Below are 14,245 nucleotides of genomic sequence, written 5' to 3'. Positions count from 1 at the left end.
CAGCAGTCAAAAATCCTTAATTGCCCATGCACAAAGCAAGATCAGTCTATTTGCAGCACAAGAGGGATTAAGAGCTTATGCAGGCAAAGGCAAAGTTGAAATCCAAGCCCAAGGAGATGGGGCAGATCTGATTGCACGAAAAGCTATTCAAATTATTTCCACGGAAGATAAAGTAGATATAAAAAGTCCAAAGGAAATTATTCTTACCGCTGGTGGGTCACAACTTAAAATTACCAGTGCAGGGATATTTCCAACAACTGCAGCGAAATTTGAGGTAAAGGCGGGGCAGCATAAGTTTGTGGGTGGAGCAAAGCAAGCATTACAATTACCGAAACTACCCCAATTAGTCCTTGCTCAAGGCCCTTTCTCTGGGAGGTTTCAGCTTTTTAAAACAAATGGCCGAAATTTCGAAGGTTACAAATATTCTATTAAAGATAAGAGTGGGAATGTTTTAAAAGAAGGCATAACTGATGATCAAGGTTTTACTGATCAAGTTGTAACTGAAATAAGTACAAAAATTGAAGCATATAAATCAATTATGAGAGAAAGTGAACGTATTACAGAAAATTGGGAAATTAAATTAGACTCGATGGCTAAACGTACAGGGGAAGATTAATGGCAGTTCCTGTAATCTTGGGGATTATTAAAATTGCTGGCTATGCGATTGCAGCCTATGAGCTTTATCATGTAGGAATGAATATATATACAGAAGTTGAAGCATATAAAGATAATATTAATAAAGCTAAAGATGAAATGAAAAAAATGATGAAATCTTTAGATTTGGAGATTTCAGATAATATTGATAAAAGAACAGAATTAGCTCAACTTAATGCTATAACAGGATCAGATAAACAACGTCCAGTTACAAAAAATCCTTCAGGTCGAGGTGCAAGTGTAGCTGGTATTCCTGCGGCCATTATGCAAAAAATTCCTTTTAGACCTGTAATTAGTAAAGTATGTGAAACAGCTGATCAATTACCCATCGTGCAATTACGAGCAAAGCGGGGGCAAAAATTTAAGGATGTTATTCCAAAAAGTAAAGTAGATGTTGTTGCTAAACTACTCAGTATGACCGCTGAAGAGTTTGCTGATGTTTCAATTGAAGAATTTACCATTGTTCGATTAAAACAATTGGCTGTTAATTTCATGATTGAATGTATGGATGAACTACTGACATGGCGGGGGCCTTTAAAAGCTGAAGTTTGCTTTCCTTTTAATGCAAGAATGAATAAATTTCAAAATCCACCTATGGATATGGCAACACGTTTAAAACGCGCTGGTAGTGATATTAATCCATTTTGGCCTATGCCAAGTCGTGCACGTGGCACAATTAGTGCGGATATTGCAATTCCAGAATACAGAGCTGAACCACTTTCGCTGACGAATATTTTTGTTTTGGTAGAAATTAAATTCCAAGGAGATACAATTCAACAAAAGCAATTTGATGAATATGGAAAATTAAATAATCAATCTAAAGAAGCAAAAAGGGTAAGTGGAGTCACGGTTAGTGAGGGTTTTAAACTATCATTATTTCGGTATCCTGAAGACAAGTCACCAGAATCTAACGATGATAAATCACAAGGCAATTCATCTAATAATCGTCGTGGAAGAAATTAAATAGCTTAAATAATTAGGATTTATAGATGAGCACATCAACTTTATTTTTGACTGATCAAGAAATAGAAGAATTAGTTCGAGATATTCCTCTTGATACATCAATAATTTATGGGGAAGAAAAAAAAGAGTTCGGAGTTTGCCCTTATATTACATTTTATATTGATCAAAAAAAAACAAATGCGCAAGAATTTTTGATAAAAGTAATTGATATTTATGAGAAATTTGAATTCGAAATAATTGATAAGCCATTTCATTTAAGATTTCGATGTGATACAGAAGTTTGGAAAAAGGCAATTTCATGGATTAGAAGTCGTGAAGAAATATCAGCTGAAATGGCAAAAATTTATAAAAAATATTTCATTTACTATTTAGGTGCAACATCTGCACAATCTCAAGATCAAAGTCCACGTTGGGCTTTAAGTGCAAAGATTAGAGACTCTAGTGAGCGCTATTCTAGTCTAAAATTAACTTTTGGTGATCAATGGTATAGATCCAATAAAGATATTTGGTACTCATTTGTTCAAAAATGTCTAGAAATGCTTAACCCAATTCAAGCATATAGTGGATATGAAATTGGAAACACAAGTCAATTTGCATTTGTTTCTCCTGAATTTGAAACAGTTGAACGGACTTTCACGGATTATTTTTACGGGCTCGATATTGATCATCCTGGTATGGAGTTTTCTCATGAAAATATGTTTATTGCAGAAGATCGGGATGGTTTAGGTGGCGGTATTCGTACCCCAACATGGTGCTTTTTACTTTCTCCCTACTGGCTAGAGAAACTAGGCTTGAGTGAAGAACAAATTCGTGAAAAACTGGATGATCCACGAATTGAAATTACTAAAATTATAGACCTAGAAGATTCAACAAAATACAGCTTATGGATACGTTTGGGAGAGCTTTCACTTTATCCAGTTGAAGCAGGTGTTCCTGATTTATTGGTGATGGCAAATGAACTAATTAAACCGATACGTTGTGATAACTTAAAACTGACCACTTTGGATGCGTGGTCAGATGATCCAAATCCACGTTTTGATGCCGTAAGTTCAAAGCAATGGATTGCACGATTTGATGAAGACAGCACTTGGCCTGAATTAAAACGAGTGAAAGTTGAAGTTCAAGAACCAGAAAGAATAGATATTGTTATTGCCGGTAGCCCATGTCCTCACGCAGGATATTGGTATACTTTTGCTAAAGAAAACTCACGTCAATATTTTAAACAAGGTGATATATTCCCTGATTTTGAAAGTGATTGGGGGGATGTGTACTGGCAGTTTGATGGTGAAGAATGATTTATGCCCTTCGGGGCATTATTTTTTGGAATAAATATGGAATTTAATAAGAAGATTAGGCAAGTTTTCTTAACAGAAAATATTTATGATCGTTTGTATGGGTATTTTTTTGAAATTTCTAAAAAAATTGAAAATAAAAAACAAGAATATAGTGGTATTTTGGAAGATCAAAGTCGTCTTTCACTATTCTTGGCAAGCGAAACATATCAATTTTTTTCATTAGAATATACAGCAGGTCATGATATTTCTAAAATGAGGTATTTTCTAGAAATAATAATTGAGAGATATGAAGCATATACTTTTGCTTTAAGAGAGTATGAAAATGATAATGATTGGGCACCATTTTACTTTACAGCTATAGATGAGTACGAAAGATGTATGCAGTTGATAGGACTGTGTTATCTATTACATAGAAGAGACTTATTACCACGTATTGCAGCGATGCAGGACAAAATTTACCATGAGCAAACAGAACAATTAGATACGCTGTATGAGGACTTTTTATCATTTGAGTTGACGGATAGATATGATGTGGATCAATGGTTTTTTGATAATCCATATCGACTATTAATTTTTAGTAAATATAGAGATACTAAAGAAGAGAGTATTCAGGATATACAGGAATATTTGAAATTATGGTATCCCGCATTTGAAAGTGCAGCTTGGCATGATACCCATAAAATGGATGAAGGTTTGTACTTTGGCTATTGGGCTATAGAAGCTGCTGCTTACGTTTATTTGCTAGATTTAGATGATAGCGAAATAACACATATGATTTATCCAAAAGATTTGGTCAAATTTGCCAGAGAATTTATACCTTCCGAGAAAGATATAAGTAATCCAAGTACAAAAACTCTAAGATGCGAAGCAGGACAAATTTGCCCTAAAAAAGGTGAATGGTATATTCCTGTGAATAACATGGAAAAATGTCATTTTAATCAAGGAGAAGGTATGCCTGAGATTAAAGATAACCCTTGGGGGATTAACGATTTGGTATCTGACTGAATAAGTAGATGCCATTCGGAGGCATTTTGAAATGGATGCTAATATATATTGGCAGTTTGCTGGTGATAAATAGGATAAATTTTCCTTTTGGTTCTTCGTTTCTAATGGATAATATTTTTAATTTTCTTTGATTATTATTTTTAATTAAATAAATTAAAACCCCATATTTTTTAAAGGATAATAATGAAAGTTTTAAAAACGAATTTAATGCTTATTATGCTTTCAGCAATGAGTTTAATAGGGTGTAATACACATTCAACAAAAACTTATGTATTAACGACAACATCTTATGGCTATGATGTCAATTATATTCCTTATATAGTCGAATTAAATGGTGAAGAGTTGGGTGGTGGATTTGGTAGTGGAACGAAAAGATCAGCAGTGTTAACAGGGTCCCAATATGTAAAATGGGGTGAAACAAACAGTTCGCGTAAACATAAAGCTATAAATGTTCCTTTATTAATTTCTAAAGACTTAAAAGATAAAAAATATTTAGCAGTCCATTTATACCCAGATGATAGTGTTGAGATTACTCTTTCAAATGAATTACCTCGTGCTACAAATAAAGGTTTAGAGTGGAGAGCAAAAATTATTGATGAATTGAAGGTAAAAGAAGAAAAATAGCTGTATCAGTCATGAGTGGCATATAGATCAAAAAAAAGCGCATGATGACATGCGCTTTTTAATTTACAGCTAATTATTTTTCAACGAATGCACGTTCAATCACGTAGTCGCCTAGAACGCCCATCTTAGGAGATTCTTTCAGGCCGTGCTGGTCAAGTAGTGCAGCAACGTCGTCTAGGAATGCAGGTGAACCGCAAAGCATTGCGCGGTCAGTTTCAGGGTTGAAACGTGGAAGACCAATTTTTTCGAAAAGTTGACCAGTTTCAATGGCAGTAGTTACACGGCCTTGAGTATGGAATTCTTCACGAGTTACCGTAGGGTAGTAAACCAATTTCTCTTTCGCGCCTAATTCACCAAAGAATTCGTGGTTAGGAATTTCATCTAAGATTAAATCTTGATAAGCCAATTCTGAAATGAAACGTGTACCATGTACAACGATGATTTTTTCAAAACGTTCGTAAGTTTCAGGGTCACGAATTACAGAAAGGAACGGTGCAAGACCTGTACCTGAAGAAAGTAGGTATAAGTTTTTACCAGGGTTTAAGTCATCTAGAACCAACGTACCTGTAGGTTTTTTAGACACTAAAATTTCATCGCCAACTTTTACTTTTTGTAAAATAGACGTTAAAGGACCGTCTGGAACTTTAATAGAGAAAAACTCTAATTCTTCTTCATAGTTTGCGCTTGCAATAGAATAAGCGCGCATTAAAGGCTTACCATTTACTTCAAGGCCGATCATCACAAATTGACCGTTTTTAAAACGTAACGCAGTATCGCGAGTGGTTTTAAAAGAGAATAAAGTGTCATTCCAATGGTGGACGTGAGTAATCTTTTCGACGTTAAAAGCAGCCATTAAAGGTCTCAATAAAATTATCAAATTAGAACAGCTTACTATTCTAATCTAAAATCATTCTCGATAAACTGAATATATTTAATTGAACTTATCAGAAAAAGTGATTATGTCTGAGCTTAAAATGCCAATTATCGGGTATATGAAATCTCCCTACCGAGAAAAGTTTGGTATTCCACGTCAGCCAAATTTGGTGCAAGTCGAATCTTATATTGAAATGGTAGAACCTTATAACGATTTATTGGCTTTCGAAGGGATTGAAGATTTTAGTCATCTTTGGCTGATTTGGCAGTTTCATGAAAATAAAAATGCAGATTCGACAAAATTTCGTCCGCAAGTTCGTCCTCCGCGTTTAGGTGGTAATCAAAAAATCGGGGTATTTGCGACACGAAGTATGTACCGGCCGTCACCTATGGGCTTGTCGGTTGTGCAGCTCAAAGCGGTGAAAAAAGTCGGTAAATCGGTACGTGTCTATGTGGTCGGCAGTGATTTGTTGGATGGAACACCAATTTTAGATATCAAACCCTATATTCAATATTCAGATGCAGTGATGGATGCGCAAAGCGGTTATGCGCAGGATGAGCCAGAAAGAAAATCTGTGATTTGGTCAGAGCACGCTGAGCAACAAAAACAGGTATTTTTGAATAATGGCAATTTAACCGAACAATTAACAGCAGAACTGGAACAAGTATTGAGTTTAGATCCACGTCCTGCTTATCAGCATGATGATGAACGTGTGTATGGCATGTTATTTGGTGGATTGAATGTAAAATTTCAGGTCTGTGATCTACAAACTCTGATTATTGATATATCTCAATAAAAAAGGAGCTTTCAGCTCCTTTTTTATTAAATGTGTAAATTATTTATTTGCTGCAAAACTTTGTTTGATTGCGTTAAGAGCAACATCGTTATACATGCTGCAAGAGTTCTCAGCTAATTGTTTAAACTCTAAAAATTGAGTTTTTTGAGTAGGATTAGTTGAAGCATTTATCCAATTATCAATAACCTTAATTAAATCCTGCATATTGTATTCCACTCCTTTAGGAGATAGGTAAGCGTCATAAAAACGATTTTTATATTGAGCTACGCCATATTCACTCTCATCATCAGCTACGGTATAGGCTACAGTATCTTTCATGATGTATTTTTTCGCAGTAATATCTGTACTAAGATCAGCCCACCAGTCAGCTAAAAAACTTTGACTATCACTATCTGAGGAATCTGTTAAATCTAAATACTGTTCACTATTTGATACTTTATTTAATTGTAAACAGCGAGAACCAGCGGGAAACTTAATATTTGAAATAGCTGTTAAGTATTTGAGAGCATCGTTAGAAATATAGTTGCTTGAATCAGTAATATTATTTTTTATGATCCAATAATTATAGGCATCAACTTGAGATGCTAGGATTTCACCTTCAAGATTGAAGGACTTCATTGTTGTCGTAATTTTTAGACCTGATGAATTAATAGAGGAATGAGGACTTAGCGTCCACACATTATTTGCAATGGATATATTGCCATTCAGATAGCCATACGAACTGTGTAGAGATCCTTCATCATACAAGCCATTCGCTGTCACCATAAATGAATCGCTACTTTCTGAAGTATATAGTTTACCATTATCGATAGTTGCAGTATCACTTTCGTATGACAGCACATCACTTTCACTGTCGAGTTCAAAAGTTGACCACTGTTGGAAAGCAGCATTTGGTATCGTTGGATTTTCGCTGGAGTCATTATTAGAGGTTGAGTTTCCACCGCCACCGCCGCAGGCAGTTAAGCTAAGAATAGTCATGGTACAAATTGCTAATATTTTTATTTTCATCATAAATCTTCTTATATCGTAATTATAAAGCCCTGATAGGCAACTTTATTATAGCTTAAATTTATGAATGTTTTCATTAATAACAAAAATAGTATGCTTTCTGAAAACCTATGTGCAAAACACAAATGACACAAGCGTGCCTTTAGAATTTTTTGCTATAGTAGTTTTATGTTTGGGGAACATAGAACAATGACTTTTAATTTTGAAATTGACACTTCTTGGTGTTTAGACCAATTACAAAAAGATGGACGTATTACTGAACGGGACAAAATATTGATTCAAACCACGCACCGTCAGCGTGAGCAGTTGAAATGGCATCCTTTACAATGGATTGCCAATTTTAATTTAGTCGATCAGAGTCATCCACAGTCTACCTTAACACTTAATAGACTCTGTCAATGGTTAGCAGAAAAGTCTGGTGTACCGTTTTATATTATCGATCCTTTAAAAGCTGACGTGCCTGCTTTGACAGCTATTATGTCGCAAGAATTTGCAGTACGAAATCGCATTTTAGCGGTGGAATTACAAAATGAGCATGTGCTGATTGCAACGGATCAACCTTATAAAAATGAATGGATTGCCAATTTAGAGAGAACAGTTTTACCACGGAAGATTCAGCGTGTATTACTCAGTCCAGATCAACTACAGCGTTATTTGGTTGAATATTACCAAGTGAGTCGCGCAGTCAGTAATTCGCAAAAATCATCGAGTTATGACCGTGAAAATAAAGGCGTTGAAGCACTATTACAATTAGGTGATACACAAAATCCAGATGCCAATGATCAGCATATTGTGAAGCTTGTGGATTGGGTCTTACAGTTTGCCTTTGAACAAGGTGCAAGTGATATTCACCTCGAGCCGCGTAAAGATACAGGAAAGGTGCGTTTTCGTATCGATGGGGTATTGCATACCATCTACAACATGCCAGCAAATACGCTGACAGCGGTGGTTTCACGAATTAAGATCTTAGGTCGGATGAATGTGGCTGAAAAGCGTAAGCCGCAAGATGGACGTTTAAAAACCCGTACACCCAAAGGCCAAGAAACAGAGCTACGTTTATCGACGCTGCCAACAGCCTTTGGTGAAAAGTTAGTCATGCGTATTTTTGACCCTGAAGTCTTGGTACGTAGTTTCCAACAGCTCGGTTTTGAAGGGCGTCTGTTGGATGATTGGAAGGCCTTAACCAGTCATAGTCACGGTATTATTTTAGTGACCGGTCCGACGGGTTCGGGTAAAACCACCACGCTTTATTCATCACTCAAACAATTGGCAACCGAAGAAGTGAATGTCTGCACCATTGAAGACCCGATTGAGATGTTAGAGCCAAGTTTTAACCAAATGCAGGTGAATACAGGGATTGATCTGGGCTTTGCCGATGGTGTACGGGCTTTAATGCGTCAAGACCCTGACATTATCATGGTCGGGGAGATCCGAGATCATGATACGGCAAATATGGCAATCCAAGCTGCATTAACAGGTCATTTGGTGCTTTCAACTTTACATACCAATGATGCACCATCGAGTTTGACGCGATTACATGATTTGGGTATTCAGCCTTTTTTAACGGCAGCGACTATTTTAGGGGTTTTGGCACAACGTCTAGTTCGTCAACTGTGTCCACACTGCAAGCGTGAGACTTTTATCAATGAACAAGAGTGGAAACATCTGACCTTTGATTACACGATTCAAATGCCTGATTTTGTCTACGAGGCGGTGGGCTGTGATGAATGCCGTCAAACGGGTTATAAAGGCCGTGTGGGGATTTATGAATTTATGCCGCTCAGTATTGAAACCAAGCAATTGATTGGTGCTAATGCAGATCTAACCCAACTACGTACACAGGCACGTAAAGAGCATGTCGAGCCATTACGAATTGCAGGTGCGCGTAAAGTACTTGCAGGGGTGACGACTTTAGAGGAAGTCCTGCGTGTCGTACCGCTCAACTAATGGTTTGATCAAATAAATAAAAACGTCTCTTTAGCTTAAGATTCGACTCATCTTGCTTTGTTTAAATAGCGCTATCGAAATAGACAAAGTAAGAGAGATCGAAGATGAAAACATTCACTCAATTGGTATGTGGTTTAGCATTTGCAGGTGTGGCATCAGTGGCAGTTGCGAATACAGCAGTCAATCAAACAGCAGTTGCGCCGATGAAAACCACATCAGTGAAACATGCCTTAGGCTTAAAAGATGATAGTAAAGTTCAATTGAAAGGTTATGTTGTGAAATCGATGGGCGATGAAAAATATCAGTTCCGCGATAGCACAGGCAGCATTACAGTGGATATTGATGATGAACTTTGGCAAGGCAAAGCGATTTCAGCTAAAACACCAGTAACGCTCATTGGTGAAATCGACATTGATTACAAACCGACGAAACGCGTTGAAGTTGATGTCGATCAAGTAAAATTTTAATTTAGCCTGTCATTCAATACAGTGCTGCACTATAAAAAACCACGGCTTGCTGTGGTTTTTTTATGATTTGAGTAGATATGAGCAAAAGTTCGATACACTGAAGTTGGAACCATAGAAATAGGGTAGGTAAGATGCGAATTTTATTGGCAGAAGATGATGCATCCCAAGCCGACAGTATAAAAACATGGCTTGAAATGGATGGCTACAGTGTTGATTGGGTTGAGCGAGGCGATCACGCTATTTTGGCTTTAGAACAACATCAATATGATTGCATACTTTTAGATCGTGGCTTACCAAAAGTAACTGGTGACGAAATTTTAAAACGTATCGTACAGTTGCATCCGCTTACACCAGTTTTATTTATTACTGCTCGGGACAGTATTGCAGATCGTGTTGAAGGTTTAGATCTGGGAGCCCATGATTATTTGGTGAAACCCTTTAGCTTAGAAGAGTTGTCAGCAAGGGTGCGTGCCCAATTACGCTTGCATCATCAACAGCGTGATAATTGTTTGACTTTCGGAGATTTAAGTTTAGATGTACAAGCCAAAACGCTGCGTAAAAATGCGGAATTGATTACGCTGACATCGCGTGAATATCAAATCTTGCATAAGATGTTGTTAAATCCTGAGCATATTATGACGCGTAGCCAACTCGAAGAATCACTCTATGCTTGGGGCGATGAAGTTGAAAGTAATGCGATCGAAGTTTTTATTTACCAATTGCGTAAGAAGATTGGCAGTGATTACATTAAAACCTTAAGAGGTTTGGGTTATCGCATGAATCTTCCTCAACAAAGTTAAGTTTATGAGTGATAAAGAAAGTATTTCCTTACAGTCGCAACTGATTAAAACCTCACTGCTCAGTGCAATTTGGGCGGGAGCAATCTCTCTGTGTCTGATGTTGGGATTTGGTTTGTATCACATCATGAATGTACACGATGCCCTGATGGACGAAGTGGCAGATATGCTTACTGCTACTGATCTAACGCTGAAGCAAGACGAACAAATAGATGAACTAAGTGAAGAGTTTGATATGCAATATCAACTCATGCAAGGGTCGCAAGTCTTAACCACATCGGAACAACACACAGCATTTGAACATCAGCCCAATTTAAAACAAGGGTTGCATTATCAATGGAGAGAAGGCGCGCTTTGGCGTAGCTATGCACTTCAGGACGATGGATTAAGCGTACAAATCATTCAACCGATGAAAACACGGCTGAGGGAAACGCTGCAAAGCGTACTAGGCTATGCAGGGATTCTATTGATTGTCTGGTTGATCCAATGGCTATTACTGCATATTTTGATTAAACGTCAATTGAAAGTTTTACAGCTTTTTTCAAAACAAATCGCTGAAAAAAATGTAGATGACTTACAAGCCATTGTTTTACCTGAACCTGTATTACAGGAACTAGAACCGATCCAAACACAGCTGAATTTTTTATTAAACCGATTAGATCAAGCCTTAGAGGCGGAACAACGCTTTACCTCCGATGCCTCACATGAATTACGCTCACCGCTGTCTGCGATTCAAATGCGACTTCAGGTATTAAAACGAAAATATCCCGACATTCAGCAGGATTTATTGAGCATACAGCACGATGTTAATCGAGGAACACGCGTGTTGGAAAATCTACTAATTTTGGCACGGCTCGACCCGACGCAATCGGAGCAATTAGATAAAAAACAAGACGACTTAGAACGGCTGAGTTTACAAGTCCTTGACGCTTTACAGCCGTTTATTGAAGAAAAACAGATCGAATTGAAGCTACAGACCCAGTCTGTACAGTTTGCTATGAACGCAGAGTTGATGTTTAGCTGTCTGCGGAACTTAGTCGATAACGCCATCCGTTATAGTCCTGAGCAAGGACAGGTCCAGATTGATTTAACGGTAACAGCGCAGCAAGCGATTTGGACGATCGAGAATCAAGGTGCAGGACTGACAGCCGCAGAATTGCAACGCATTGGCGAGCGGTTTTACCGCGTATTGGGAACGAAGACGCAAGGTTCAGGTTTAGGTATTTCAATTGCCCAAAAAATTGCACAGTTACATCAAGGTCATTTAAGTGTGGATGCCTCTGAACTAGGCGGCTTAAAGGTACAACTCACTTTTCCAATCCGCTAAACACATGATTTGCCCCATGGAATTTGTGCGAAAGAGTGTTATGAGAGGAAGATGAGTGTTGCGATTTAAATTAAGTTTGAGTACCTATAAAGATTAATTTGACTTAGTACAAAACTTAAAAAGCAGTAAGCGGATAGCTTACTGCTTGTGTCCACGATTATTTTTATTGCGCTGATAATTATTATTTTTATCAGAAATTATTTGGTTAAAATAAGGCGATTATTTCGTGTTAAACGTAGTCGATATTCTTCACCTGCATGCATAATTCGAATTTCACGTCCTAAGGCAAAAAGGTTGTTTGAATGTAGCATAGGCAGTGAGTGGTGTGCTTCATTGCTACGAGTAAAAAGGCTAAATGGTGCGTTCATTCCGTCGACTCCGTGGTGTATTTCTGAATGTTTTAAATGATAATCATTATCGAATAGGCCTGTCAACGGTAATTTTAGGATTTTATAAAAAAGATAAATTTGCTTACACTTAGATATCAATTGGAACAGAGTAGAGAGCAGGGAACTATGTCGAAACCGCAAATCGATGTCGCCATTGCGATTTTATTGCATCAAGACAAAGTACTGGTGGGTTGGCGTGAAGCAAAACAACATCAGGGCAATAAACATGAGTTTCCGGGTGGTAAAGTTGAGCAGGGTGAAAGTCCTGAACAAGCGTGTCGTCGTGAAATTTTTGAAGAAGTTGGAATTGGTTTACATGACTGGCATGCTTTTGATTTTATTCAACATGAATACGATGATGTCATTGTGAAATTACATTTATTTCATGCCATCGTCCCGCATGCGTTGCTGAATGAAATCCAAAAGCCATGGGCCTGGTATTCGCGTCAACAACTCATGAGTTTGAATTTTCCAAAGGCCAATCAAGCTATTTTGCAACGTTTATATTGGCAGCAACAGATCAAAATCACCGCCGATCTACCAATACTTGAAACGCTTCAAGAGACGCTGTTGTATTATTGGCGAGTCGATGCCAGCATAGAAAATGCAGAGGCATTAAATCAATTACCTACTGTGATTTTAAAACAATTGATAATTAATGAAGATCTATGGTCATTGCTCTCTACAGAGGTGCAAGCACATATTTCGTCATTACATCTTAAACAGCACCAATTGCTGCAAAAAAATAAAGGTGATTTACAGCTTGGGAAGCGCTATATCGCAGCTTGTCATGATCAAGTTTCTGCACTGCATGCGCAAAAAATTGGCTGTGATGCTATTCTTATGAGCCCAGTTCTTGCGACACAAAGTCATCCAGAGGCGCAAGGTATGGGATGGGCGCATTTTTCTGAGATTGCACGAGGCATAGAAATCCCTGTTTTTGCTTTAGGTGGCATGTGTCCTGAATTATTGTCTATTTCACAGCAACATCATGCTTATGGGGTGGCAGGTATTCGCAGTTTTTAGAAACTAGAATGTGTATATTGAATTAAAGTCGTATTTGAAAGTCGTTATGTAAAATTCAGTGAAGGTTGGTTAGAAATAGACTTACTATTTGTAAGCTATTTACTGATGTTACGCCAGTAAAAATAATTACGCATTTTTAAAATGATTTTTAAACCGATACGACGGAGTCTTAAATCTAGAGATTGAATAAAGGGATTAGCCTTCGGCTGGAGGTACTCTTACGAAACGATGCTTCTCATTAGGCAAAATGAGAAGCGTGCTTCACAAGGAAACCATCTTGCGGTGCAATGCACCTCACCGACAAAACTCGTTCACTATAGCGTCAATTTATCCAAAGTATCGCAAAAACATTTTTAAATAGATGTAGTCTTGTCTCAAACGCTTGCGGATGACGTTACCGTGTATCGTACTTTTATTTAGATCAAATTAAGCTTCTGATGTTACTGCGTAACATTATTTAATAATAACTATGAGAAATAAACTCACTTTTAGTATGTTTTAAATAAAAAAGCCTGATCTCAATTAAGATCAGGCTTTTTTATGGGGGCTTAAAGTGCTTTGATGGCTTGTTGGGCTTTTTGAATGGTGCTGCTTTTCTTTTGCATTTGACCAGCTTTTAAAACAACATTCCAAAGCTGTTGTTTCATCGGCTTGGTTTGAGCATAGCTTAATCCACGCAGTGCCAACGATTCTGCATTCGCAGGTTGATTTTTTCGATTGGCGATCATTGCCAAATATAAAAAAGTTTCCGCAGATTGTGGTGCCAAACGCTGTGCTTGAGTTGCCGCACTTTCAGCTTCATTCCATTTTCCATTGGCATAAGCGGTTTGCGTAGTTTGCATCAATTTTTTGAATGCAGGTAAGTCGCGGCCATCATCAAACTTTTGAATTTGGGTTTTCTGTTCAGGAATAACGATGCGATGACGTTTAATTTCTGGATGGTCATATGTTGTAATAATGACCCCAGAAGGGTCATGGATGTCTGCCTTTTTTTCAGGTGCGGCAGGCGGCTTTTGCTCAGGTTCGATCATGGTTTGGCAACCTGCCAAAATGATCGTCAAAACGCTCAGAAT

The 14,245-nt window shown here is 37.6% G+C and carries 15 protein-coding genes; 11 read left to right on the top strand and 4 right to left on the bottom strand.

The window, feature by feature from the left end:
• The 5 genes from FTV50_RS07315 to FTV50_RS07295 form a co-directional block, all read left to right on the top strand.
• Window positions 1-616: DUF2345 domain-containing protein (locus tag FTV50_RS07315; RefSeq protein ID WP_180023978.1), on the top strand; the 616-nt coding region annotated here is incomplete at its 5' end.
• Window positions 616-1,617: a hypothetical protein gene (locus tag FTV50_RS07310; RefSeq protein WP_180023977.1), complete on the top strand. Its 1,002-nt coding sequence runs from the start codon at window positions 616-618 to the stop codon at window positions 1,615-1,617. The genes FTV50_RS07315 and FTV50_RS07310, both read left to right, overlap by 1 nt.
• 26 nt (window positions 1,618-1,643) lie before the next feature.
• Entirely contained in the window at window positions 1,644-2,912 is a 1,269-nt protein-coding gene (locus FTV50_RS07305) for a type VI immunity family protein (protein WP_180023976.1), read from the top strand.
• 36 nt (window positions 2,913-2,948) lie between these two features.
• The gene (locus tag FTV50_RS07300) at window positions 2,949-3,917 is read left to right on the top strand and encodes a PoNe immunity protein domain-containing protein (protein ID WP_180023975.1); all 969 of its coding nucleotides are present in this window, start codon (window positions 2,949-2,951) and stop codon (window positions 3,915-3,917) included.
• A gap of 183 nt (window positions 3,918-4,100) precedes the next feature.
• Complete coding sequence (locus tag FTV50_RS07295; RefSeq protein ID WP_180023974.1) at window positions 4,101-4,541, top strand: hypothetical protein; 441 nt, start codon at window positions 4,101-4,103, stop codon at window positions 4,539-4,541.
• Between the two features lie 73 nt (window positions 4,542-4,614).
• On the opposite strand, the gene FTV50_RS07290 is transcribed toward FTV50_RS07295, so the two are convergent.
• Window positions 4,615-5,394: a ferredoxin--NADP reductase gene (locus FTV50_RS07290; protein WP_111885341.1), complete on the bottom strand. Its 780-nt coding sequence runs from the start codon at window positions 5,392-5,394 to the stop codon at window positions 4,615-4,617.
• 106 nt (window positions 5,395-5,500) lie between these two features.
• Between FTV50_RS07290 and tsaA the strand changes: the two genes are divergently transcribed.
• The gene (gene tsaA, locus FTV50_RS07285; RefSeq protein WP_180023973.1) at window positions 5,501-6,211 is read left to right on the top strand and encodes a tRNA (N6-threonylcarbamoyladenosine(37)-N6)-methyltransferase TrmO; all 711 of its coding nucleotides are present in this window, start codon (window positions 5,501-5,503) and stop codon (window positions 6,209-6,211) included.
• 39 nt (window positions 6,212-6,250) lie between these two features.
• On the opposite strand, the gene FTV50_RS07280 is transcribed toward tsaA, so the two are convergent.
• Complete coding sequence (locus FTV50_RS07280; protein ID WP_180023972.1) at window positions 6,251-7,222, bottom strand: hypothetical protein; 972 nt, start codon at window positions 7,220-7,222, stop codon at window positions 6,251-6,253.
• Between the two features lie 186 nt (window positions 7,223-7,408).
• Here FTV50_RS07280 and FTV50_RS07275 point away from each other — a divergent pair, with 186 nt between their 5' ends.
• The 4 genes from FTV50_RS07275 to FTV50_RS07260 all read left to right on the top strand — a co-directional run bounded on the left by FTV50_RS07275 (window position 7,409) and on the right by FTV50_RS07260 (window position 11,757).
• Window positions 7,409-9,166, top strand: coding sequence for a GspE/PulE family protein (locus tag FTV50_RS07275; protein ID WP_180023971.1), 1,758 nt, complete (start codon window positions 7,409-7,411; stop codon window positions 9,164-9,166).
• Between the two features lie 104 nt (window positions 9,167-9,270).
• The gene (locus FTV50_RS07270; RefSeq protein ID WP_168379331.1) at window positions 9,271-9,633 is read left to right on the top strand and encodes a NirD/YgiW/YdeI family stress tolerance protein; all 363 of its coding nucleotides are present in this window, start codon (window positions 9,271-9,273) and stop codon (window positions 9,631-9,633) included.
• A 131-nt stretch (window positions 9,634-9,764) separates the two neighbouring features.
• A complete protein-coding gene (locus tag FTV50_RS07265; RefSeq protein ID WP_180023970.1) occupies window positions 9,765-10,433 on the top strand; it encodes a response regulator transcription factor in 669 nt (222 codons plus the stop codon).
• 4 nt (window positions 10,434-10,437) lie between these two features.
• Window positions 10,438-11,757 (top strand): HAMP domain-containing sensor histidine kinase, encoded by a 1,320-nt coding sequence (locus FTV50_RS07260; RefSeq protein WP_180023969.1) that lies wholly within the window; start codon window positions 10,438-10,440, stop codon window positions 11,755-11,757.
• Window positions 11,758-11,954: 197 nt separating this feature from the next.
• Here the strand turns inward: FTV50_RS07260 and hemP are convergent, their stop codons facing one another.
• Entirely contained in the window at window positions 11,955-12,125 is a 171-nt protein-coding gene (hemP, locus tag FTV50_RS07255) for a hemin uptake protein HemP (protein ID WP_078189103.1), read from the bottom strand.
• Window positions 12,126-12,272: 147 nt separating this feature from the next.
• Here hemP and FTV50_RS07250 point away from each other — a divergent pair, with 147 nt between their 5' ends.
• Entirely contained in the window at window positions 12,273-13,172 is a 900-nt protein-coding gene (locus FTV50_RS07250) for an NUDIX domain-containing protein (RefSeq protein WP_180023968.1), read from the top strand.
• Window positions 13,173-13,720: 548 nt separating this feature from the next.
• On the opposite strand, the gene FTV50_RS07245 is transcribed toward FTV50_RS07250, so the two are convergent.
• A complete protein-coding gene (locus tag FTV50_RS07245; protein WP_180024003.1) occupies window positions 13,721-14,203 on the bottom strand; it encodes a tetratricopeptide repeat protein in 483 nt (160 codons plus the stop codon).
• Between the last annotated feature and the right edge of the window lie 42 nt (window positions 14,204-14,245).

Source organism: Acinetobacter sp. YH1901134 (assembly GCF_013416965.1).
Lineage (GTDB): Bacteria > Pseudomonadota > Gammaproteobacteria > Pseudomonadales > Moraxellaceae > Acinetobacter > Acinetobacter amyesii.
Note: the sequence above shows the minus strand (reverse complement) of the source record. Positions and strands in the feature narration are given on the sequence as shown.

Bases quoted from the DNA above. Each gene is read 5' to 3' on its own strand.
- FTV50_RS07270 (WP_168379331.1), top strand. From the start codon at position 9,271: ATGAAAACATTCACTCAATTGGTATGTGGTTTAGCATTTGCAGGTGTG.
- FTV50_RS07265 (WP_180023970.1), top strand. From the start codon at position 9,765: ATGCGAATTTTATTGGCAGAAGATGATGCATCCCAAGCCGACAGTATA.
- FTV50_RS07300 (WP_180023975.1), top strand. From the start codon at position 2,949: ATGGAATTTAATAAGAAGATTAGGCAAGTTTTCTTAACAGAAAATATT.
- FTV50_RS07275 (WP_180023971.1), top strand. From the start codon at position 7,409: ATGACTTTTAATTTTGAAATTGACACTTCTTGGTGTTTAGACCAATTA.
- FTV50_RS07295 (WP_180023974.1), top strand. From the start codon at position 4,101: ATGAAAGTTTTAAAAACGAATTTAATGCTTATTATGCTTTCAGCAATG.
- FTV50_RS07260 (WP_180023969.1), top strand. From the start codon at position 10,438: ATGAGTGATAAAGAAAGTATTTCCTTACAGTCGCAACTGATTAAAACC.
- FTV50_RS07280 (WP_180023972.1), bottom strand. From the start codon at position 7,222: ATGATGAAAATAAAAATATTAGCAATTTGTACCATGACTATTCTTAGC.
- FTV50_RS07245 (WP_180024003.1), bottom strand. From the start codon at position 14,203: ATGATCGAACCTGAGCAAAAGCCGCCTGCCGCACCTGAAAAAAAGGCA.
- FTV50_RS07290 (WP_111885341.1), bottom strand. From the start codon at position 5,394: ATGGCTGCTTTTAACGTCGAAAAGATTACTCACGTCCACCATTGGAAT.
- FTV50_RS07305 (WP_180023976.1), top strand. From the start codon at position 1,644: ATGAGCACATCAACTTTATTTTTGACTGATCAAGAAATAGAAGAATTA.
- hemP (WP_078189103.1), bottom strand. From the start codon at position 12,125: ATGAACGCACCATTTAGCCTTTTTACTCGTAGCAATGAAGCACACCAC.
- FTV50_RS07250 (WP_180023968.1), top strand. From the start codon at position 12,273: ATGTCGAAACCGCAAATCGATGTCGCCATTGCGATTTTATTGCATCAA.
- FTV50_RS07310 (WP_180023977.1), top strand. From the start codon at position 616: ATGGCAGTTCCTGTAATCTTGGGGATTATTAAAATTGCTGGCTATGCG.
- tsaA (WP_180023973.1), top strand. From the start codon at position 5,501: ATGTCTGAGCTTAAAATGCCAATTATCGGGTATATGAAATCTCCCTAC.